Annotated in this window: 26 protein-coding genes; 15 read left to right on the forward strand and 11 right to left on the reverse strand. The window is 66.8% G+C overall.

What is annotated here, in order from left to right:
• Positions 1-135: 135 nt before the first annotated feature.
• The 3 genes from E9536_RS42660 to E9536_RS20475 all read left to right on the forward strand — a co-directional run bounded on the left by E9536_RS42660 (position 136) and on the right by E9536_RS20475 (position 1,730).
• Complete coding sequence (locus tag E9536_RS42660; protein ID WP_136470505.1) at positions 136-378, forward strand: hypothetical protein; 243 nt, start codon at positions 136-138, stop codon at positions 376-378.
• A 178-nt stretch (positions 379-556) separates the two neighbouring features.
• On the forward strand, positions 557-1,099 hold the full coding sequence (locus E9536_RS20470) for a hypothetical protein (protein ID WP_060372787.1): 543 nt from the start codon (positions 557-559) through the stop codon (positions 1,097-1,099).
• A 157-nt stretch (positions 1,100-1,256) separates the two neighbouring features.
• Positions 1,257-1,730 carry a VOC family protein gene (locus E9536_RS20475; RefSeq protein WP_136470506.1) on the forward strand — a complete coding sequence of 158 codons (474 nt, stop codon included), beginning with the start codon at positions 1,257-1,259 and terminating at the stop codon, positions 1,728-1,730.
• A gap of 51 nt (positions 1,731-1,781) precedes the next feature.
• Here E9536_RS20475 and E9536_RS20480 read toward each other — a convergent pair whose 3' ends face one another.
• Together E9536_RS20480 and E9536_RS20485 are read right to left on the reverse strand one after the other, a co-directional pair.
• On the reverse strand, positions 1,782-2,753 hold the full coding sequence (locus E9536_RS20480) for a sensor domain-containing diguanylate cyclase (protein WP_136470507.1): 972 nt from the start codon (positions 2,751-2,753) through the stop codon (positions 1,782-1,784).
• A 33-nt stretch (positions 2,754-2,786) separates the two neighbouring features.
• Positions 2,787-3,011, reverse strand: a complete 225-nt coding sequence (locus E9536_RS20485; protein WP_136470508.1) for a hypothetical protein — start codon at positions 3,009-3,011, stop codon at positions 2,787-2,789.
• A gap of 6 nt (positions 3,012-3,017) precedes the next feature.
• Here E9536_RS20485 and E9536_RS20490 point away from each other — a divergent pair, with 6 nt between their 5' ends.
• Complete coding sequence (locus E9536_RS20490; protein WP_136470509.1) at positions 3,018-3,245, forward strand: hypothetical protein; 228 nt, start codon at positions 3,018-3,020, stop codon at positions 3,243-3,245.
• A gap of 100 nt (positions 3,246-3,345) precedes the next feature.
• On the opposite strand, the gene E9536_RS20495 is transcribed toward E9536_RS20490, so the two are convergent.
• Together E9536_RS20495 and E9536_RS20500 are read right to left on the reverse strand one after the other, a co-directional pair.
• Positions 3,346-3,969 (reverse strand): phospholipase D family protein, encoded by a 624-nt coding sequence (locus E9536_RS20495; protein WP_136470510.1) that lies wholly within the window; start codon positions 3,967-3,969, stop codon positions 3,346-3,348.
• 346 nt (positions 3,970-4,315) lie between these two features.
• Entirely contained in the window at positions 4,316-4,804 is a 489-nt protein-coding gene (locus tag E9536_RS20500; RefSeq protein ID WP_060084825.1) for a helix-turn-helix domain-containing protein, read from the reverse strand.
• 169 nt (positions 4,805-4,973) lie between these two features.
• Between E9536_RS20500 and E9536_RS20505 the strand changes: the two genes are divergently transcribed.
• Positions 4,974-5,411, forward strand: coding sequence for a PaaI family thioesterase (locus E9536_RS20505; RefSeq protein WP_059700144.1), 438 nt, complete (start codon positions 4,974-4,976; stop codon positions 5,409-5,411).
• 146 nt (positions 5,412-5,557) lie between these two features.
• A complete protein-coding gene (locus E9536_RS20510) occupies positions 5,558-6,610 on the forward strand; it encodes an NADP(H)-dependent aldo-keto reductase (RefSeq protein WP_027787488.1) in 1,053 nt (350 codons plus the stop codon).
• A 77-nt stretch (positions 6,611-6,687) separates the two neighbouring features.
• On the opposite strand, the gene E9536_RS20515 is transcribed toward E9536_RS20510, so the two are convergent.
• Together E9536_RS20515 and E9536_RS20520 are read right to left on the reverse strand one after the other, a co-directional pair.
• Positions 6,688-7,974 (reverse strand): MFS transporter, encoded by a 1,287-nt coding sequence (locus E9536_RS20515; RefSeq protein WP_060317984.1) that lies wholly within the window; start codon positions 7,972-7,974, stop codon positions 6,688-6,690.
• A 35-nt stretch (positions 7,975-8,009) separates the two neighbouring features.
• Positions 8,010-9,431, reverse strand: a complete 1,422-nt coding sequence (locus E9536_RS20520) for a M20 family metallopeptidase (protein WP_136470511.1) — start codon at positions 9,429-9,431, stop codon at positions 8,010-8,012.
• 166 nt (positions 9,432-9,597) lie between these two features.
• Between E9536_RS20520 and E9536_RS20525 the strand changes: the two genes are divergently transcribed.
• From E9536_RS20525 to E9536_RS20540, 4 genes are all read left to right on the forward strand, one after another.
• On the forward strand, positions 9,598-10,551 hold the full coding sequence (locus E9536_RS20525) for a LysR family transcriptional regulator (protein ID WP_060172132.1): 954 nt from the start codon (positions 9,598-9,600) through the stop codon (positions 10,549-10,551).
• A gap of 64 nt (positions 10,552-10,615) precedes the next feature.
• On the forward strand, positions 10,616-11,743 hold the full coding sequence (mnmH, locus tag E9536_RS20530) for a tRNA 2-selenouridine(34) synthase MnmH (protein ID WP_060084830.1): 1,128 nt from the start codon (positions 10,616-10,618) through the stop codon (positions 11,741-11,743).
• Positions 11,740-12,798, forward strand: a complete 1,059-nt coding sequence (locus E9536_RS20535; protein ID WP_136470512.1) for a permease — start codon at positions 11,740-11,742, stop codon at positions 12,796-12,798. The genes mnmH and E9536_RS20535 overlap by 4 nt, the downstream gene beginning before the upstream one ends.
• Before the next feature lie 101 nt (positions 12,799-12,899).
• Positions 12,900-13,322: a hypothetical protein gene (locus E9536_RS20540; protein WP_027787483.1), complete on the forward strand. Its 423-nt coding sequence runs from the start codon at positions 12,900-12,902 to the stop codon at positions 13,320-13,322.
• 37 nt (positions 13,323-13,359) lie between these two features.
• Here the strand turns inward: E9536_RS20540 and E9536_RS20545 are convergent, their stop codons facing one another.
• Both E9536_RS20545 and nodI read right to left on the reverse strand, forming a co-directional pair.
• Positions 13,360-14,193 (reverse strand): ABC transporter permease, encoded by an 834-nt coding sequence (locus tag E9536_RS20545; protein ID WP_027787482.1) that lies wholly within the window; start codon positions 14,191-14,193, stop codon positions 13,360-13,362.
• Between the two features lie 6 nt (positions 14,194-14,199).
• Positions 14,200-15,114, reverse strand: coding sequence for a nodulation factor ABC transporter ATP-binding protein NodI (nodI, locus tag E9536_RS20550; protein ID WP_136470513.1), 915 nt, complete (start codon positions 15,112-15,114; stop codon positions 14,200-14,202).
• Positions 15,115-15,451: 337 nt separating this feature from the next.
• Here nodI and E9536_RS20555 point away from each other — a divergent pair, with 337 nt between their 5' ends.
• On the forward strand, positions 15,452-15,949 hold the full coding sequence (locus E9536_RS20555) for a universal stress protein (protein ID WP_059526271.1): 498 nt from the start codon (positions 15,452-15,454) through the stop codon (positions 15,947-15,949).
• Positions 15,950-16,058: 109 nt separating this feature from the next.
• Here the strand turns inward: E9536_RS20555 and E9536_RS20560 are convergent, their stop codons facing one another.
• The 3 genes from E9536_RS20560 to lexA are packed head-to-tail and all read right to left on the reverse strand — an operon-like array spanning position 16,059 to position 17,811.
• Complete coding sequence (locus tag E9536_RS20560; protein WP_136470514.1) at positions 16,059-16,772, reverse strand: DUF2939 domain-containing protein; 714 nt, start codon at positions 16,770-16,772, stop codon at positions 16,059-16,061.
• A gap of 29 nt (positions 16,773-16,801) precedes the next feature.
• Entirely contained in the window at positions 16,802-17,137 is a 336-nt protein-coding gene (locus E9536_RS20565; protein WP_006476078.1) for a hypothetical protein, read from the reverse strand.
• A 26-nt stretch (positions 17,138-17,163) separates the two neighbouring features.
• Entirely contained in the window at positions 17,164-17,811 is a 648-nt protein-coding gene (lexA, locus tag E9536_RS20570) for a transcriptional repressor LexA (RefSeq protein ID WP_006754655.1), read from the reverse strand.
• Between lexA and E9536_RS42665 the strand changes: the two genes are divergently transcribed.
• The 4 genes from E9536_RS42665 to cysW all read left to right on the forward strand — a co-directional run bounded on the left by E9536_RS42665 (position 17,782) and on the right by cysW (position 21,073).
• Positions 17,782-17,988, forward strand: coding sequence for a sodium:proton symporter (locus E9536_RS42665; RefSeq protein WP_088611371.1), 207 nt, complete (start codon positions 17,782-17,784; stop codon positions 17,986-17,988). The genes lexA and E9536_RS42665 overlap by 30 nt on opposite strands.
• Positions 17,989-18,075: 87 nt before the next feature.
• Complete coding sequence (locus E9536_RS20580; RefSeq protein ID WP_136470515.1) at positions 18,076-19,113, forward strand: sulfate ABC transporter substrate-binding protein; 1,038 nt, start codon at positions 18,076-18,078, stop codon at positions 19,111-19,113.
• 122 nt (positions 19,114-19,235) lie between these two features.
• Complete coding sequence (cysT, locus tag E9536_RS20585; protein ID WP_027787480.1) at positions 19,236-20,129, forward strand: sulfate ABC transporter permease subunit CysT; 894 nt, start codon at positions 19,236-19,238, stop codon at positions 20,127-20,129.
• Positions 20,126-21,073: a sulfate ABC transporter permease subunit CysW gene (cysW, locus tag E9536_RS20590; protein WP_027787479.1), complete on the forward strand. Its 948-nt coding sequence runs from the start codon at positions 20,126-20,128 to the stop codon at positions 21,071-21,073. Before cysT ends, cysW begins: the two co-directional genes overlap by 4 nt.
• The last annotated feature ends 9 nt before the right edge of the window (positions 21,074-21,082 follow it).

The raw sequence follows: 21,082 nt of genomic DNA on the forward strand, positions 1-21,082 counted from the left end.
GCACGACGTCGATCGCGAGGAGTAGTATTGGACGATCGTCGTGCCGCATGGCCGGTTGTGCCGAACGGTTTGACGAGTCACGCGATCTTCGGCGAGCCGTTACCGGAAGCGAACTTCGCAAACGCGTACGAGATCATGTCCAGATCCCTCATCGCTCCGTGGGCATCCGCGTTTTGTCTGGCGCTGTCGGCTTGCCAGACGGCGTCCGAGCCGCCTCCGCTGCCGTCGCCCGACGCCGCGTCGGCGGCCGCAGCCGTTCCGGCATCGTCGCCAGCCGCGCCGATCCGTGGCATCGGCCTGGCGCCTCATCTGGCAGGGCAGAGTCACTGGGCCACCGGTCAATGCACGACCAACGGCACCGTCAAGGTGTGCAACTGAATATGACCGGTGCCGGCCGGGCACTGCCCGTTCCGCGTGGACGAGTGCGTGCTGCCGTGCGTCGATGCGTACCTTTTTCGATCACGATCATTTCCCGTCGGCACGCCGACCGTTTCAGCGCATCGACGGGGTGTCCAACTTCGATCACCCGGCGGCCGTCGAGGTGAGCGATCGCACAATGAAAGACGCACTTGAATCCATCGATTCCGGCTGGCACGTCGATCCGGTCGCGGGAACGATCATCGGCCAGTTGCCGGTGACGCTGGCGGTTGACAGCCGGAGCCTGAAAAGAAGGGCGATCGCGTGCATGGTGCTGGCCGCGGCAAGCCTGTGCGGTTATGCGGCCGCCCCGGCACTCTGGCCGGTAGCGGCGCTGGCCGGATTGCTGGCGCTGGCGGGGGCCGCCTTCTTCGTGTCGTCGCGACGCAGGATGGTGCTGCATGTCGACGAGACGGGTTTCAGGCTGATCGGAGGCGTACGCGAACAACCCGCTACGCCATGGCGTGATGTCACCGAATTCCGGATCATCAGCGTCGCAGGCAATCGCTACATCGGCTACCAGTTCTCGGCGCATTCGTCGCGCATCAGGGTGCCGGGCGGCGTGATGCTGCCGATTGCGCGGTTTGCCGATCTTCCGCTCGATGCGGTGGCAGGACTGCTCGAGGCATGTCGGCGGCAGTTCGGCATGCCGGACAACGAGGTCGACCGAACGGGCGGGTGACGCCCGATGCGGCGACCTCGGGCGCCCTGATACTCGAGAAAAAAATGCAGGGCGCCGTGTCGATTTCCGCCGGGGTCGTCCGTCGTAGCATCGGAGGCGTGCGCATCGCGCGTCCGTCCCGATTCCGATACGACAACCGACCGAAGGAGCGACACCCATGTCCACGTCCGTCAAACCGATCCCGGAAGGGATGCGTACGCTGACGCCGCACCTGATCTGCGCCGGCGCAACCGCAGCCATCGACTTCTACAAGCGCGCGTTCAATGCGAGCGAACAGTTTCGCCTGGCGATGCCTGACGGCCGGCTCGCGCACGCGTGCCTCGTGATTGGCGATTCGACACTGATGCTGGTGGATGAAATGCCCGAACACGGCGCGCTCGGGCCGAAGGCCCTGAGAGGCACGCCGGTCTGCCTGCACCTGTACGTGCCTGACACGGACGCCGCGATCGCGAAGGCGGTCGCGGCCGGCGCGACGGTGACGATTCCTGCCGCAGACATGTTCTGGGGCGACCGCTACGGACAGGTCGAGGATCCGTTCGGACATCGCTGGTCGCTCGCGACGCACCAGCGCGACCTGACGCCCGAACAGATCGCGGAGGCGATGGCCAGCGCGCCGCCGTGCGGCAGCTGACACAGCCGCGCCGCCGCAATTGAACGGCAGGGCGGCGGCATGTGCCCGCGCTCACGCGCCGGCCGACCTGCCGCGCTGCTTGTGCTCGTACATCCGCTGGTCGGCCGATGCGAGCAGGCCGGCCACGTCGTGATGGTGCGCGGGGTCGTAGTCGACGTGCCCGACGCTGAACCGGATGTCATAGCCGCGCGCGTCGGCCGTGTTGCGCAGCGCAAGCGCCTGCGTCACGCGGTCGACCGGCTCGGCGACGTCGGCCGGATCGGTGGCACTCAGCAGCGCGACGAACTCGTCGCCGCCAAGCCGTGCGATCACGTCGCTGTCGCGCAGTGCGCCCGTCAGCGTGTCGGCAAATGCCTTGAGCGCGCGGTCGCCCTCGGCATGGCCGAAGCGGTCGTTGATCGCCTTGAAATCGTTCAGGTCGAAGAACAGCAGCACCGCGTGACGACCCAGGCGATCGCACAGGCTCAGCACGTGGCGGGCCAGGATCTCGAAGCCGCGGCGGTTCGTCAGCTGGGTGAGCTCGTCGGTGGTCGCGAAATGCAGCGCGGCGATCTCGCGTTCGGTCATGTGGGCGAGATCGCCGAGCAGCGCGAGCTCGTCGGGTTCGAGCGAGCGCGGCCGCGTGTCGATCAGGCACAGCGTACCGATGGGCGCGCCGTTCGGCGCCGCGAGCGGCCGGCCGGCGTAGAAGCGGATGCCGGGCGCGCCGGTGACGAGTGGATTGTCGTGGAAGCGATCGTCGTTCAGCGCATCCTGGATCACCATCGTATTGCCCACAAGCAGCGCATGGGAGCAGAACGACACGTCGCGCGACGTTTGCGTGACGTCGAGCCCGGCATGGCTCTTGAACCACTGGCGATCGTCGTCGACGAGGCTGACGAGTGCGATCGGCACGTCGAACAGCCTGCGTGCAAGACGCGTCAGGCGGTCGAAGCGTTCTTCGGGCGGCGTGTCGAGGATCGAGAGCGAATGAAGCGTATCGAGCCGGGCCGCCTCGTCGGCCGGTTTCGGTGCAATTTGCATGGGTCGTGTCCTTTGTCCCGGCTGCGAGGCCGGTCACGGGATCGTATGCCGGACAGTATCGCGCATTGCGCGGCGCATCGCCATTCCGGCAATCCGGAAGCGGGCGGTTTCGGCCTGGCCCGGATCGTTGCAGATGCGGTGAGAAGCGGGCGTCATGGGCCCGTGTTTCGCCCCGATGCGCAATCCGGTGCGCGACGTCTCAAGGTGCCCGGCGCAGTGCCGTAAACAGGGCGAGTCCAATCGTTCGTCGCCTTCCATTCCATCATGGTTCGAATTCTGTACGCGGGCTATCTCGCGTTTGCGCTGTATCTGCTTTATCCGATGGTTCAGAACACGCTGGCATTCGGCGTCGTATGTGTGAGCAACGCGCTGCCGGGCGGCGCCAGCGGCTTGTCGACGTCGTCGGCACGCGGCGCGGGTGCGCATGCGAATCGCTGCGGGCCGATGGCACAGGCCGGTGCCGCGACGGGGCGGACGGCTGAAATCCATTAAGCAGGCGACGCGTTGGCCATTCGGCCGAATTGAGCTTCGCGCGATGCTCGCCGATCATCTGCACCACGGCGGATCGAACACGGGGTGAGCGCGGCGCGCGTCAGTAGCTGGAGCGGTACGGCGTGCCCTGGTCGAAACGGCTTTGCCAGTGCGTGAGATAGCGCGACGCGAGTTGCGGGTTGTTCCACACCACGACGACGTTCTCGGAATTGCGGCTGGCCGCCGACGCGCTGTAGTTGAACGAACCCGTTTCGACGTGCTCGGCGTCGATCACGAGGTACTTGTCGTGATGGATCGCATAGGCGTCGATCGCGCGTGTCGGGATGCCTGCGTTGACGAGCAGGTTCAACGCCTGCTTGCTGCTCTTTGCGCGATTGCCCTTGTCGTCGACCACCACCGCGACATTCACACCGCGTCGCTTGGCGGCGAGCAGTGCGCGCGTGACGGGCGGCGACGTGAACGAATAGGCGGCGACGCGGATCGAACTGCGCGCGGCGCCGATCGCTTTCAGCACCAGCGCTTCGGCACCGCCATCGGGTGAAAATGCCGATTCGACGACCTGTGTTGCGGGCGCTTCGTGAGTGGGGGCCGGTAGCCACCGCGACACGAAGTCGATCGCCTGCTGGAGCAGCGATTCGCTTTGCGTCTTGCCGAAAGCGGTGAACGGTGTGGCGAGCAGGGAGGCGGCGAGACAGGCAGCGGCGAGGCGATTGCGCGACAACATCTTGGACAGCGAATAATTTCGAGACAGCGGGCCGTGAGTGTAACGCACACGTGGCGGCCCGGTCACGTGCGGATGCAACGGGATGACGCATCGCGAAGACCGGCGATGGCAGAGGCGGTGACGCAAAGTTGCGTTGTGCGGGATCCGTGTGTGCGATCGGGGCGATCGGCGGATGGGGGCGATGGCAGCGCGTGAATGCGCGTGCGGTGGCAGCAGGGTGTCGGCGTGCAAGCCGTGCGAGAGTGCAACCAGGTAGGCTCGCTGGAACCGGCGACAGCAACGCGAACGCAACGAACGATCCGTGTGCGTCACGCGTTTCCGTATGCGCTCCCGTATGCGCGATGCGTCAGTCCTCGGCCGCAGCCCTTCCGGCAGCTTCGGCTGCGACCCATCCGGGGCCACGCTCCGGCTGCACGTCGCGTGCGTCGAGCGGCTCGCCGCACGCCGAGCATACGGTGACCGCGTGCATCAGATGGCCGCAGGTACGGTGACGCAACTGCACCGGTGGTCCCTGGCCGTCGTCTTTCCAGCGGTCTCCCCATGCGGTCAGCGCAAGCAGGGTCGGATAGAGGTCGAGGCCCTTGTCCGTCAAACGATATTCGAAACGCGGCGGGCGTTCCTGATAAGCGCGCTTGGCCAGCACGCCCTCGTCGACGAGCCGCGCGAGCCGCTCCGCCAGCACATGGCGCGTGACGCCGAGCTGGGTCTGGAACGCGTCGAAGCGGCGGCAGCCGAGGAACGCGTTGCGGAGGATCAGCATGGTCCAGCGGTCGCCGAGCACGGCAAGCGTACGCGCGACCGAACAGTTCAGCGTGCCGATGTCATCCCATTTCATCGTCGAGTCTCTTGCGGCGGTTCAGCGAAATAGCGGGCTCGATTATAGAACCCGCCTTCGACTGCAACGAGCCCGGCCACGTTGACAACGACCGTGATCGTTGTGAATAATCAGTTCCAATTTGGAACTTACTCGCGCGGCGACGCGCTTTCAACCCGGAGACAACCCGATGAACCCGCTTTCCCTGTCTGGTCTCGATCTGCTGCGCGCAGCGGTATCGGGCGATGCGCCGCTCGCGTCGATTACCGAGACGATCCCGATGCGTCCGCTCGACGTCGAGCTCGGTTATGTGAAATTTTCGGCGCGGGCGGACGGCCGGCACCTGAACCCGCTCGGCGGCGTGCACGGCGGGTTCGCTGCGACGGTGCTCGATTCGGTCACGGGGTGTGCGGTGCATTCGATGCTTGATGCGGGCGTCGGCTACGGTACGGTCGATCTGCATGTGAAGATGCTGCGGCCCGTGCCGCGCGACGTCGAGCTGGTTGCGGAAGGGCGCGTGATTCACCTGTCGCGTTCGCTGGGCGTTGCCGAGGGCACGCTGAAGACGCCGGACGACAAGATCGTCGCGCATGCGTCGGCGACCTGTTTCATCCAGCGGCCGCAGTAACGGGGGCTGCAACGCCTTCGTTAGGGCCCTGCGCGTGAACGCTCACACCGTACCGAAGGCCGCCTGTAAGCGTGTGCGGCATCTGTCTGAAGCGGTCGCTTCAATGTGATAGCGTTCCTGCTTTCCACTGACGCGACAGGAACAGCATGGAATACCGCACACTCGGCGATTCGGGCATCGAGGTCAGCCTGATCGGCCTCGGCACGATGACGTGGGGCGAGCAGAATTCGGAGCGCGATGCGCACGAGCAGATCGACTACGCGATCGGGCAAGGCGTGACGCTGATCGATGCCGCGGAGATGTATCCGGTGCCGCCGAAGCCCGATACGCAGGGGCGCACCGAACAGTACATCGGCACGTGGCTCGCGCAGCATCGCGCGCAGCGCGAGCGCATCGTGCTTGCGACAAAAATCGCGGGGCCGGCGCGGCAGCCGCACAATCCGCGCCATATTCGCGGCGAAGGCAACCAGTTCGACCGGAAGAACCTGACCGAAGCGCTCGACGGCAGCCTCAAGCGCCTGCAGACCGACTACGTTGATCTTTATCAGCTGCACTGGCCCGATCGCAGCACGACGACGTTCGGCCGTCCCGCCTATCCGTGGGTCGACGACGCCTACACGGTGCCGATCGAGGAAACCCTCGGCGTGCTCGCGGAATTCGTGAAGGCCGGCAAGGTACGCGCGATCGGCGTGTCGAACGAAACGCCGTGGGGCGTCGCGCAGTTCCTGCGCGCGGCCGAGAAGCTCGGGCTGCCGCGTATCGCGAGCATCCAGAATCCGTACAGCCTGGTGAATCGCACGTTCGAGAACGGGCTGTCGGAGTTCACGCATCGTGACGGCGTCGGCCTGCTCGCGTATTCGCCGCTCGCGTTCGGCTGGCTGTCCGGCAAGTACGAGAACGGTGCGCGTCCGGCCGGTGCGCGCATTACGCTGTTCGAGCGTTTCCAGCGCTACAGCAAGCCGCAGGCCGTCGAGGCGACGTCGCGCTATGTCGCGCTCGCGCGGCGTCACGGGCTGTCGCCCGCGCAGCTCGCGCTGGCGTTCGTCAACAGCCGGCCGTTCGTGCGCAGCAACCTGGTCGGCGCGACGTCGCTCGAGCAGTTGAAGGAGAACATCGGCAGCGTCGACGTGAAGCTGTCCGACGAGATCCTCGCCGAGATCGATGCGCTGCACGAACGGCAGCCGAACCCGGCGCCGTAAACGGCGCGCGGCCCGCGCGGCGACGATGCCGCGCCGGGCCGCACCGGCGGCGCGTCGCCGCGCCGTCGTTTCTTCCGTTATCGCATCTTGAGCCGGGTGCGCGCGACGAACAGCGCGACGAGGCTCAGCACCGCACACCCCATCAGGTAGAGCGCCGGCGACAGCCGGTTGCCGGTTGCGCTGATCAGCCAGGTGATGACGAACGGCGCGAAGCCGCCGAACAGCGTGACCCCCGTGTTGTAGCTGACCGCGAGCCCCGTTGCGCGCGTCTGCGACGGGAACAGCTCGGCCATCAGCGCCGGCAGCGCGCCGCAGTACATCGCCTTCAGCGCGCCGATCCAGACCAGTGCGGCGAGCATCGTTGCGAACGACGCGTGGCGCGTGAGCCAGGCGAACGTCGGCCACACGCTGACGAGCATCAGCATGGCCGCGGCCGCCATCATGCGGATCCGCCCCGTGCGATCGGACAGGTGGCCGACGACCGGCGTGACGAGCGTGAGCACGAAACCGGTCGCGAGCGTCGCCGCGAAGCCCGTCGACGCGGGCAGGCCGAGCTGCTTGATCGCATAGGTCGGCATGTACAGCACCATGTAGTTGATCGCGGTCGAGATCACGAGCGCGCCGATCGACAGCAGCAGCCGCAGCTTCTGATCCGCGAACAGTTCGCGCACGGGCGCTTCCGAGCGCGCCTGCGTCTTGAACTCGACGCCTTCGTCGACGTAACGGCGGATGTACAGCCCGACCGGGCCGATCGCGAGCCCGAACAGGAACGGCACGCGCCAGCCCCAGCTTTCGAGTTGCGCGGTTGTCAGCGTGGACGTCAGCAGCGCACCGAAGCCCGACGCGAGCAGCGTCGCGAGGCCCTGGCTCGCGAACTGCCAGCTCGACATGAAACCGCGCCGCTGCGGCGCGTGCTCGACGAGGAACGCGGTCGAGCTCGCGAATTCGCCGCCCGCGGAAAAGCCCTGCATCAGCCGCGACAACATGATCCCGAGCGGCGCAAGTATGCCGATCGATGCATAGGTCGGCATCGACGCGATCAGCAGCGTGCCGGCCATCATCATCGCGATCGACAGCAGCAGCGACGCCTTGCGGCCCGCGCGATCCGCGTACGCGCCGAGCACGAAGCCGCCGATCGGCCGGATCAGGTAGGACAGCCCGAACGTGCCGAGCGTGAGCATCAGCGACGTCGCTTCGCTCGTGGCGGGGAAGAACAGCTTGGCGATCGTCACCGCGAAGAAGCCGTAGACGATCAGGTCGAACCATTCGAGTGCGTTGCCGATCGACGCCGCGAAGATGATGCGCCGGATCTTCGCGGCGCTGGGGAGGGCGGCTTCCTGCGAGGTCAGGGTGGTCGTGTTCATCGTGTGGGCAGGTCCCGTGAAAGGGGCGAAGCGCGTTACAGAGTGGCGCCGGCCGCGGCGGGCGCCGCGCGGCGAACGGTCGGGGCGTCGTCGCCGAGATCCCAGAAGAGGCCGGCCATCATCTGCAGCCCCTCGCTGACGACGCTCGCGAGCAGGTGCTCGTCGGGCGCGTGCTGCGAGCACGCGGGGTACGAATGGGGTACCCACAGGGTCGGCAGCCCGAGCGTGTCGGCGAACACTTCGTTCGGCAGCGTGCCGCCGAGATTCGGCAGGATCGCGGGTTTCTTGCCGGTGGTCCGCGCCAGCGACGCGACCGCCCAACGGACCCACGGATCGTCCGGCGATACGCGCGTCGCCGGTGCACCGCGCTCGACGTCGATCTCGATGTCGGTGAAGCCGTGCGCATCGAGGTGCGTGCGCAGGTGCGCATGCAGCGCCTGCCAGTCGGTGCCGACGACGAAGCGCAACTGGCAGTGCGCATACGCGGCGGGCGGGATCGCATTGACGGGGTGCTCGGGGTTGCCGGCCTTGAATGCGAGGATCTCGAACGTGTTCCAGCCGAACACACGCTCGGGCGCGGTGAGGCCGGGCTCGCCCCAGCCGGCGTCGAGCGCCGGATCGCCGGGGCCGCCGCCGACGCAGAGATCGGCGAGCGCCTCGCGCACGGCGGCCGGGATCGGCGGCGGACGCAGCCCCGCGACGCGAATCGCGCCGCGCGCGTCGACGAGGCTCGCGAGTGCGTGCGCGAGCACGATCGCCGGATTGCGCAGCAGCCCGCCCCAGTTGCCGGAGTGATGCGCGCCGTCACGGGCGCGCAGGCTCAGCTTGAAATTGACCGAGCCGCGCGAGCCGAGGAACACGGTTGGGCGCGCGGCCGCGATGCGCGGGCCGTCGGACGCGATCAGCACGTCGGCCGCGAGCGCGTCGCGCTCTTGACGGCACAGTGCGTCGAGGCCCGGCGAACCGGTTTCCTCGCCCATCTCGATCAGCAGCTTCGCGTTGAAGCCCATCCGGCCGCCGCGTGCATCGAGCACGCTCGCCAGCGCGGCCAGGTTGATGGTGTGCTGGCCCTTGTTGTCGGCGCTGCCGCGGCCGTACCAGCGGTCGCCGTCGGCCGTCAGCGTCCACGGCGACAGCGGTGCGCGCCACTGCGCGTCATAGCCGCGCACGACGTCGCCGTGGCCGTAGATCAGCACGGTCGGCAGTGCATCGTCTTCGTGGCGCGATGCGAGCAGGAACGGGCCGCCGCCGTCGGCGGGATTGTCGACGATCCGCGACGTGAAGCCGAGGCGCGCGGCCTCGGGTGCGATCTCGTCGGTCAGGTAGGCACGCAGCGCGGCACCGTTGCCGCTCTCCTGGCTTTCGGTTCGCAAGCCGACGCGGCGGCTCAGGGTCGTGAAGAACGCACCGGATTCGAACTGGTGCAGCGCGTGCTGGATGGCGGCGGTACGGCTCAAGTCGTGTCTCCTCTGTCGGGTTCGCTGTATGCGGCGGATCGTGCGTGCAGCGTGAAGTGCGATCGATTCTAGAAAGCCGTTTTTTTTGTCACAATGATCGAATTTCGAACCTTTCTTTGCCGAAAAGGCAAAGCAACGCGGCCGGCAGCCGGGTGGAGACAGAACGATGGCGGCTTTCCTGCATGGCCTGGCGTTGCGGTATTTCGTCGAGGTGGCGCGCACCGGTTCGATCAGCGACGCGTCCGCGCGGCTGCACGTGGCCGTCTCGGCGATCAGCCGCCAGATCGCGAAACTCGAGAGCGAGCTCGGGGCACCGCTGTTCGAGCGCCGGCCGCGCGGGATGGCGCTGTCGGAGGCCGGCGAGCGGCTTCTGGCGTTCGCGCAGCGCAGCCTGCTGGAGGCCGAGCACGTGATGAAGGACATCGGCGGGCTCGACGCGCTGCACGGCAGCCTGCTGAAGATCGCCTGCTCGGAAGGGTTCGCGATCGATTTCCTGCCCGGCACGCTCGCACGCTTCAAGGCGCGCCATCCGGGCGTCGATTTCTCGGTGTGGGTCGTATCGCCGGCGGACGCGACGCGGCGCGTGCGCGACGGCGACGTGGACATCGCGTTGAGCTTCAGCCTCGCGCCGGAGAAGGGCGTGCGCGTCGAGCATACCGAGCGCGCGCCGATCTTCGCGCTGGTGCGGCGCGACCATCCGCTCGCGACGCGTGAAGCGGTGTCGCTCGCCGATGTCGCGCGTCACCCGCACGTGCTGCCCGAGGCCGGCACCACGGTGCGCCAGTTGATCGACATCGCATGCGCGCTCGACGGGCTGCTGCTCGAGCCTGAACTGACGAGCAACAACACGGCGGCGATGTACGGTTATGCGCGGCGCACGGGCGCGGTGATGTTCACGGGGCTGCTGTCGGTGCGCGACCGCTGCGCCGCGGACGGCTTCGTCGTCGTGCCCGTGACGAACCCGCAGTTGCGCGAGCGCAGCATCCAGGTACAGACGATGGCGGGGCGCGATCTGCCCGCGTCGGTTCGCGCGTTCCGCGATCATCTGATCGACGCGATGCAGGCCGCATCGCCGCCGCCGGCCGCCGCGCGCGGCCCGAGACGCCGGCCCGTGAGATAATCGCCAATCCGCCTTCCGTGCCCATGCGGCTCATCGAGCCGCATCGCCCCTGTTCGACGCCAAATTGAAGAACCTGATTGTCACCCTCGATCGCGCCGGCGAGTTCGACGAGATCATCGACGTGCGCACGCCGCTCGAGTTCGCCGAGGATCATATCCCCGGCGCGCTGAACGCGCCCGTGCTCAGCAACGAGGAGCGCGTGCTCGTCGGCACGATGTACCGGCAGGTGTCGCCGTACGAGGCGACGCGCGTCGGCGCGGCGATGGTGGCACGCAACATCGCGCGTCATCTCGACACGACGTTCGCCGACCGGCCGCGCAACTGGCGGCCGCTGATCTACTGCTGGCGCGGCGGCAAGCGCTCGGGCTCGATGACGACCTGGTTCAACCTGATCGGCTGGAAGGCGCGCCAGCTCGACGGCGGCTACAAGTCATACCGCCAGTCGGTATGCGCGACGCTCGACTCGCTGCCGACGCGCTTTCGCTACATCGCGCTCGTCGGCCATACGGGCTGCGGCAAGACGCGCCTGCTGAACGCGCTGCGCGACGCGGGCGCGCAGACGCTCGATCTCGAGGCGCTCGCGTGCCATCGCGGTTCGCTGCTCGGCGCGCTGCCGGGCAAGCCGCAGCCGGCGCAGAAGGGGTTCGATTCGGGGCTCGTTGAAACACTTGGGCGTTTCGACCCCGAATGGCCGGTATTTGTCGAGTCGGAAAGCCGCAGGATCGGGCTCGTGCAGTTGCCGATCGCGTTGATCGAAGCGTTTCACGCAGGGCCGTGGGTGCATGTCGACGCGGCGCACGACGAGCGCATCGCGTTCCTCCTCGACGATTACGCGCACCTGTTCGACGAACCGGACGCGTTCAAGGCACAGCTGCACCGGCTGATCGGCCTGCACAGCCGCGAACAGGTGACGCACTGGAAGGCGCTGATCGATGCCGGCGCGCGTGCCGAACTGTTCACCGAACTGATCGACAAGCATTACGATCCCGCCTATGCGCGCACTTATCGCGCGACGTACAACAAGCCGAACCGGGCGCTGACGTTCACCTTCCGGCCCAACGCGGCCGATGCGTGCGACCAGGCGCGCACGCTGCTGGCGCAACTCGCGCAGGCCGGGCTGCCCGCGTCGGCCGCGCTTGCGGCAGGCGTGAAGCCCGCCACCGACAAAAACCAATCGACGATCACACGATGACGACCACACGCACCCAACCCAATCCGGCACTCGGCTGGATGACCTTCCTGCTGATCGCGGTCGCGGGACTGTTCTATGTGAAATGGTTCCCGTACTACAACAAGGCGTTCGTTGCCGCCGAGCATCATTCGATCGGACAGTCGATCCTGATGGGCACGTCGGCGGCCGCGCCCGAGCCGTCGCTGAAGGCCGCGCTCGACTACGCATGGGCGTACGGCAAGGCGATCTGGCAGGCGATGGTGCTCGGCTTGCTGCTCGGTTCGGCCGTGCAGGCGCTGCTGCCCGCGCACTGGGTCGCGCGCGTGCTCGGCCGCACCGGCTTCGGCAGCGTCGCCGCGGGCGGCCTGCTGTCGCTGCCCGGCATGATGTGCACGTGCTGCGCGGCGCCGGTCGTCGCGGGGCTGCGTGCACGTCATGCCTCGCCGGGCGGCGCGGTCGCGTTCTGGCTCGGCAACACGGTGCTGAACCCGGCGGCGCTGGTTTTCATGGGCTTCGTGCTCGGCTGGCACTGGAGTGCGCTGCGCCTCGTGCTGGGCGTTGCGATGGTATTCGGGATCGGCTATCTGCTGAACCGGATCGCGAGCCCTGAAGACGCCCGCATCGACGATGCGCAGCTCGCCGCGCTGGCGGCCGAGCAGGCCGCGGCCGGCAATCCGTTCGTCCGCTGGATGAAGCTGCTCGCGCGCATGGCCGTGCGGCTCGTGCCCGAATACATCGTGCTCGTGCTGCTGCTCGGCGCCGCGCGCGCATGGCTGTTCCCGCATATCGGCCCGGACATCGGCAATCATCTCGGCTGGATCATCGCCTTCGCGGTCGCGGGCATGCTGTTCGTGATCCCGACGGCGGGCGAGGTGCCGATCATCCAGGCGATGCTGTCGCTCGGCATGGGCGTCGGCCCGGCCGCCGCGCTGCTGATGACGCTGCCGCCGATCAGCGTGCCGTCGCTCGCGATGCTCGCGCGTTCGTTCAAGCCTTACATGCTGGCCATCGTCGCGATCCTCGTCGTCGTGTTCGGGATCGCGAGCGGCCTGCTCGCGGTCGCGCTCGGGTTCTGACGCGCGCAAGCGGTGCGCTGGCCGGGCGCAATCGTCGTATTCATCCGGCGCCGCCGTTTCACGCGTGCGGCGCCATTTACAAGAAGCAAACAGGAAAACGCATGACCCAACCGAAGATTCATCCTCGACTCGAAAAGGCGCTGACGCGCGGCGATCTCGCGATCCGCCAGGCCAATTCCGCGCGGGCGACTGCCGTGCTGAACGCACTCGGCACGATGATCATCGAGGCCTCCGCAACGATCGGCGTCGAGGCCAGCATCGACATTCCGCAAGGCGACCGCATTTACGATCCGGTCAACGGCCTGTGGCCGCAGAAGATGCTGGTGTCGTTCGACGGCCCGGTGGACGAGGCCGACAAGGAAGAGCTGCGCTCGGTTTATCTGGTCGCCGACGATCCGGGCACGCAGTTCCGCGTCGAATGGCATCGCGCGGACGGCAAGCTCGGCCGCCAGGAAGGTGGCCCGCTCGCGACCGTCGCGTTCCTGACCGACGTCGAGATCCCGTGGAGCGACGACGACGAGTAACGTCGTCGCATGAAGCCGGCGCCCGGTGCGCCGGCCGTCAGCGCATCATCCGCCGCCGGAACAGCCAGGCGGACAGCAGGAACCCGCCGATCGCGTAGCCGGCGAGCACCGCGACATGCAGCGCGACGTCGGTCGCCGGCCGGCCGAGCATCGCGGGCCGGATCAGTTCGACGGCGTTCGCGAGCGGCAGTGCCTGCGCCGCGTGCCGCGCGATCGGCGGCAGCTGCGTGGTCGGGAAGAACACGCCCGACAGCAGCAGCATCGGCGTCAGCACGAGCGTCTGATAAAACATGAAGAAATCGTAGGACGGTGCGAGCGCCGTGACGATCATCGCGACGCTTGCGAACGCGAGGCCCGCGAGCGCGATCACGGGCAGCGCCGCGAGCATCGACGGAAACTGCGCATAGCCGAGCGCCCCCGCGACGAGCATGATCGCGGCCCCCGACAGCATCGCCTTGCTGGCCCCCCAGACGATCTCGCCGAGCACGATGTCGCCGAGCGCAAGCGGCGTATGCATGATCGCTTCCCACGTGCGCTGCACGTGCATCCTCGAGAAACCCGAATACATCGACTCGAAGCTCGCGGACATCATCACGCTCGAGCCGACCGTCCCGGCCGCGAGGAACGCGATATACGACACGCCGTCGACATGGCCGAGCATCAGGCCGAGCCCGAACCCCAGACCGAACAGATAGATCATCGGATCGGCAAGATTGCCGAACATCGACGCGAGCGCGAGCTTGCGCCAGACGAGATAGTTGCGCCGCCAGACGGCGATCCAGTTGGTTGCGTTCGCGGGCATCGCGATCGCGAAGCGTGACACGCGCGGCGGTGCCGACGGGGCGGTGGCGGAATAGTTGCGCACGTCCATGATCGATCAGTCCTGCATTTCGCGGCCCGTGAGCCGCAGGAACACATCTTCCAGATTGGCCGGGCGATGCAGATAGCGCAACCCCGTGCGACCCTTGAGTCGCGCACTGAGCGGTTCCGGGTCGCTCACATAGCAGAACAGCGTCTCGCCGCTGATCTCGGTGTGCTTCGCGAACGCCGCCAGCTCGTCGCGCAGCGTGGCCGGATCGGGCCCGTAGATCTCGATCACGTCGCAGCCGATCTCCGATTCGATCAGCGCGTGCGGCGCTCCTTCGGCGATCTTGCGGCCTTCCTCGATCACGCACAGCCGGTCGCACAGGCGCTCGGCTTCTTCCATGAAGTGCGTGGTGATCAGGATCGTCTTGCCTCGAGCGAGCAGCGAGCGCAGGCGTTCCCACATGAGGTGGCGCGCCTGCGGGTCGAGGCCCGTCGTCGGCTCGTCGAGCACCAGCACATCGGGATCGTTGACGAGCGCACGGGCGAGCGTGAGTCGGCGCTTCATGCCGCCCGACAGCTCGCCGACCTTCGCATCGGCCTTGCTCTCGAGCTTCGCGAATTCGAGCAGGGGTTTCACGAGCGCGTGCGCAGCCTGCGCCGACATGCCGAAATAGCGGCTGAAGACGAGCAGGTTCTCGCGCACGGTGAAGTCGGGGTCGAGATTGTCGAACTGCGGGACGACCCCGACACGCTGGCGCGCATGCCGCGCACGCGATGGAACCGGTTCGCCGCAGAGCGAAATGGTGCCTGCATCGGGGTGCGTGAGGCCGAGCAGCATTTTCAGCGTGGTGGTCTTGCCCGCGCCGTTGGGGCCGAGCAGGCCGTAGCATTCGCCGGCCTGCACGGTGAACGACAGGCCGTTGACGACGAGCTTGTCGCCATAGCGCTTTTCGACGTTCCGGAAATCGATCGGTGCAACGAGCATGGGTGTGTTGTCGTTGTATGCGGGCGCGGCAGCGTTTCGCTGCCGGATGCGTGGCCGGTTGGCGAACCGATCGGACGATTGCCTGTCACACGGGCATGACCGAAGCGCACGACGCCGGCGCCCGCTGGCCCGCTGGAGTACGAACGGGCCATTCTAGTGCATCGGCTGCGTCTCTTCAGGGCATGCCTGCGCGGTGCGATGCATGCGCGCACCGATCGTGCACCGCATCATCGCGCACGCGCCGAGCGGGGCGAATCAGCGTTTTCCATCCCTTGCGTCCTGAATTGCGGCGCACCATGATGAATGCGTAGGCTCGTTGTTGCGATAGGGAGGTTTCATGGCTAGCTACAACAAGATTCTGCTGTGTTACGACGGCACGCTCGAAGGGCGCAAGGCACTGCGCTGCGGCGCCAATCTCGCGATGGACCTGAAGGCCGAAACGCATTTGCTGTCGGTCGTCGACATGCGCTCGAGCATTGCACAGAGCGCGGGTTTGCTGACCGACGTCGCGTGCGGCCGGTTTGAGGAAACCGCGCGTGAAATCCTGCAGGAAGGGGTGAACTGGCTGCGCGAGCGCGGCGTGCAGGCCGAAGGCCATTTCGCATTCGGCTATCCGATCGACGAAATCGCGAATCTCGCGACCGAACTGAACGCCGATCTCGTCGTCGTCGGCCACCGGTGCCGCAGCGGGCTGTCGAGATGGTGGATGGGCTCGGGCAACACACAACTGCTCGATCGCGTGAACTGCAGCATTCTGGTTGCGTGTTCGTCGGCGCAAGAGCAGAAAGCCGAAATCGCACGCGAGCGTGAAGCGGCCACGGCGAGCGGCAAATGATCCAATGATTCGATGACTGCCTGACTGGCGAACCGTGCCGGTCGGGCAGTCACGCCGCCTCAGTGGCTCGGGCGACGCCCCCGAGCCAGTCAAGTCCTGTCGGGCCCTGTCAAGCGTGCAGGTCGATTGCGGACAACTTCCACGAGAACAGGCCGAAGCGGTGGAATATCGCCGCATAGCGCGTGCCGTCGGCACTGCGCTGGTAGGTCACGACGAATTCATCGATATTCCGGTAGCCGGCGCTGGTTTGCTGCTGATGCGGCGAATGCGGTGCTTCGACCGGGCTGGCCGGCGCGGCAGTAGCAGGGGGCGGCGATGATGCGGCTACCGCGTTGCTGCCCGGAGCGGCTGCGCTTGCCGAAGCCTGATTGGGCGTTGGTGCGGCCGGCGTGTTGCCCGATGCATCGCTGCCTGGTGGCAGATTCGACAAGTCAGGTGGACGCTCTCCCGGATTGCCACGCGGTGGCAATCCGCTCATCAGCGCGGCCACACCCTCCGGGGTCGCGTATGCATCGACCAGCGGGCCGATCAATGCCGACCCGATCAGTGCACCGAGCACCGCGAATGGATTGCTCTTCTTCACCGCGTCGATCCGGCGCATCAGCTCTTCCGTGACCTGCTGCTTCAGGCTGATGCGCAGCGACGGAAAATCGACATATTCACTGATGGCCTGCGCATCGCGCGCATCGATGGCCGTTTTCAGGCGGCCGAGCGCGACGTACGGCGACGCGTAGGCATAGCCGATCGCCGCAACGGCGGCGATGGCCAGCATGATGATCAGCAGGGGTTTGAGCCGCCATGCGCGGCCCGAAGATCCGGTCACGTTGCCTCCGGTGCGGGGATGTTCCGCAATCAGAGACCGCCAGGCGTGGCCGATCGTTCCTCTGCAATGCAGCGATCGATCATCCGGCACACGGCATCGATCGTGCCGACCATGATCAGGCGTGAACGACCGTGATAGACGCGCACCGGCGCGCGACGCGCGGGTTCCGCGTGATTCAGGCCGGCGTTCAGCGATACCCGCGCGAAAGCGGGGAGCGCCGACGGCAGCAGGGACGCCTGCCGTTCGACTGCGACTTCTTCTTGCACAGGCGCCGCCGCGGACAGCGGTGCGCAGGGCGTGCGGCCGCGCAGGTGACGCAGGCGACCGAATTGACGGAAAGGCAGCAGGCGGGCAAGGCGTTCCATGATGTTCTCCTCAGCGAGACGGAATGTCAGAGTTCGCCCGAGCGGATCAGCCCGACGGCGATGCCTTCCAGCGCGAATTCCGCGCTGCCGGCCTTGACGAAGATGTTTTCGTAATCCGGGTTCTCCGCGATCAGCTCGAGACCGCCCGGCCGGCGCATCAGACGCTTGACCGTGACGTCGTCGCCGAGACGCGCGACGATGATCTGGCCGTCCTTCGCTTCCGTGCGCTTCTGCACGGCGAGCAGGTCGCCATCGAGGATGCCGGCGTCGCGCATCGACAGGCCGCGCACTTTCAACAGGTAGTCGGGCTTGCTGGTGAACAGCGCGGGATCGCACGCGTAATGCTGCGAGATGTGCTCCTGCGCGAGGATCGGGCTACCGGCTGCCACACGGCCGACGAGCGGCAGCGACAGCTGCATCAGGCCGGCGTGCGGGAGCGTGAACTGGTGCGGGGCATCGTCGATGCCGAGCAGGCGGATGCCGCGCGACGCGCCGGCGGCCAGCTCGATCACACCCTTGCGCGCCAGCGCGCGCAGGTGCTCTTCGGCCGCATTCGGCGAGCTGAAGCCCAGTTCGGCCGCGATCTCGGCACGGGTGGGCGGGAATCCGGAGCGCTCGATCGCGCGACGGATCAAGTCGAACACTTGCTGCTGACGGGCGGTGAGTTTGGTCATGGCTCAACTGTATGGATAGACAGTGAGCTGTATTTTTATACAGTAGTTCGCGAATTTCAAGTGTTACGTGAGGTTCGACGCGATCACGCCGGTTCCGACGTGATTTTGCGACGTCCGGACGCCGGTTCATCTGCCGCAACCGTCCATCCCGTCTGCGTTAGCACTTTTGAGTATTAAAAAATGAGGAACGATTATTTTTAATCATGTAACCCGTTCGCTAGACTGGCCCGACATCGCAATACCGACAACACTGGAGAACCAAGGATGGGCAAGCGCAATACGGGGCTGGTGGGCGGAGTGGGCCGCCTGATCGCAACACTCGCGCTGGGCGCGGCGGCGGCGCTGGGCGTCGCGACGCACGCCCAGGCCGATACGACCTTCCTGAACGTGTCGTACGACCCGACGCGCGAGCTGTATCAGGACTTCAACCAGGCGTTCGGCAAGGAGTGGAAGGCGAAGACGGGCGAGACCGTCAACTTCAAGCAGTCGCACGGCGGTTCGGGCGCGCAGGCGCGCTCGGTGCTCGACGGCCTGCAGGCCGACGTCGTCACGCTGGCGCTGGCGTACGACATCGACGCGCTCGCGAACAAGGGCCTCGTCAACAAGGATTGGCAGAAGCGCCTGCCCGACAACGCATCGCCGTATACGTCGACAATCGTGTTCCTGGTGCGCAAGGGCAACCCGAAGGGGATCAAGGACTGGGACGACCTGACCAAGCCGGGCATCTCGATCGTCACGCCGAACCCGAAGACGTCGGGCGGCGCACGCTGGAACTACCTGGCCGCATGGGCGTACGCGGTGCACAAGCCGGGCGGCAACGAGCAGACGGCGAAGGAATTCGTCACGAAGCTCTACAAGAACGCGGGCGTGCTCGATTCGGGCGCACGCGGCGCGACCACGAGCTTCGTGCAGCGCGGGATCGGCGACGTGCTGATCGCATGGGAAAACGAGGCGTTCCTGTCGGTCAAGGAATTCGGTACCGACAAGTTCGAGATCGTCGTGCCGTCGGTGAGCATCCTGGCCGAGCCGCCCGTCGCGGTGGTCGACAAGGTGGTCGACAAGAAGGGCACGCGCAAGCTGGCCGATGCGTACCTGAACTTCCTGTACAGCCCGCAGGGCCAGGAGATCGCGGCACGCAACTACTACCGGCCGCGTTCGAAGAACGTGCCGGCGGAGCTGACCAAGCAGTTCCCGAAGCTGAAGCTGTACACGGTCGACGATACCTTCGGCGGCTGGACGAATGCGCAGAAGATGCATTTCGCGGACGGCGGCGTGTTCGATTCGATCTACAAGCCGCAGTAACACCATAACGACAGCGGCGCGCCACGACAGCGCGCCGCACCCTCGGCGGGCCGCCGGCGCAAAGCATCGCGCCGGCGTTTGCGTCGGACCCATGAGCAGCATCGACCCAGCAAGAGCATCCGATGACGACGTACACCTTTCGCAAGCCGAGCGCGCTGCCCGGTTTCGGCGTGACGCTAGGCATCACGGTGGCCTATTTGAGCCTCGTGGTGCTGATACCGCTCGCCGCCACGTTCCTGAAGACCGCGACGCTGTCGTGGGACCAGTTCGTCACCGCCGTCGCGTCGCCGCGCGTGCTCGCGTCGTACCGGCTGACGTTCACGTCCGCACTCGGCGGCGCGCTGATCAACGCCGTGTTCGGCTTCCTCGTCGCGTGGGTGCTCGTGCGCTACACGTTCCCGTTCAAGCGCCTCGTCGATGCGATCGTCGACCTGCCGTTCGCGCTGCCGACGTCGGTTGCCGGCATCTCGCTCGCGGCCGTCTATGCGACCAACGGCTGGGTCGGCCAGTATCTCGCGCCGCTCGGCATCAAGATCGCGTTCACGCCGGCCGGCGTGCTGGTCGCGCTGACCTTCATCGGGCTGCCGTTCGTCGTGCGCACCGTGCAGCCGGTGCTCGAGGATTTCGAGCGCGAGCAGGAAGAGGCGGCCGCGTGCCTGGGCGCGTCGCGCTGGCTGACGTTCCGCCGCGTCGTGCTGCCGGCCGTGCTGCCGGCGCTCCTCACCGGGTTCGCGCTCGCGTTCGCGCGTGCGCTCGGTGAATACGGCTCGGTGATCTTCATTGCCGGCAACGTGCCGATGAAATCCGAGATCACGTCGCTGCTCATCATCACGAAGCTCGAGCAGTACGACTACGCGGGCGCGACCGCGCTGGCGGTCGTGATGCTCGTCGTGTCGTTCCTGATGCTGCTGCTGATCAACACGCTGCAGTGGTATCTGCAGCGCCGCACGAGCAAGGGTGCGAGCGGTCCCGCGCCTGCTACCGTCACCGCCGCCGCAGCAGGAGGCCAGCAATGAGCCAGGAGGCCACCGTCGTGCTGAAAACCCCGTCTTCGGCCGAGCAAGGGCGCGCTGCGAAGCGACTCGACCCCGTCAGCGAGTCGCGCGTCGTGCGCTGGCTGCTCACGGGCATCGCGCTGGCGTTCCTTGCGTTCTTCCTCGTCGTGCCGCTCGCCGCGGTGTTCGTCGAGGCGCTGAGAAAAGGCGTCGGCTTCTATCTCGAATCGCTGGCCGATCCCGACGCGTGGTCGGCGATCAAGCTGACGCTGACCGTCGCCGTGATCGCCGTGCCGCTGAACCTCGTGTTCGGCGTGTGCGCGTCGTGGGCGATCGCGAAATTCGAATTCCGCGGCAAGGCGCTGCTGACGACGCTGATCGACCTGCCGTTCTCGGTGTCGCCGGTGATCTCGGGTCTCGTGTACGTGCTGCTGTTCGGCGCGCAGGGCTGGCTCGGGCCGTGGCTGCAGGCGCACGACGTGCAGATCATCTTCGCGGTGCCGGGCATCGTGCTGGCGACGATCTTCGTCACGTTCCCGTTCGTCGCGCGCGAGCTGATTCCGCTGATGCAGGCGCAAGGCACCGACGAGGAAGAAGCCGCGCGCGTGCTCGGCGCGTCGGGCTGGCAGATCTTCCGCCGCGTGACGCTGCCGAACGTGAAGTGGGGTCTGCTGTACGGCGTGATCCTGTGCAACGCACGTGCGATGGGCGAGTTCGGCGCGGTGTCGGTCGTATCGGGCCACATCCGCGGCGTGACCGACACGATGCCGCTGCACGTCGAGATCCTGTACAACGAGTACAACTTCGCGGCAGCGTTCGCGGTGGCGTCGGTGCTCGCGCTGCTCGCGCTCGTCACGCTCGCCTTGAAACTGATCGCCGAGCGTCATCTCGCCGCCGAACTGGCCGGCGCGAGCGACACCGTTCCCGCACACGCCGGCCCCGCCGCCGTTTCGTCGAAATCGTAAAGAGGCAAC

The sequence above is a fragment of the Burkholderia sp. LS-044 genome, from assembly GCF_004803625.1.
Classification (GTDB): Bacteria; Pseudomonadota; Gammaproteobacteria; order Burkholderiales; family Burkholderiaceae; genus Burkholderia; species Burkholderia cepacia.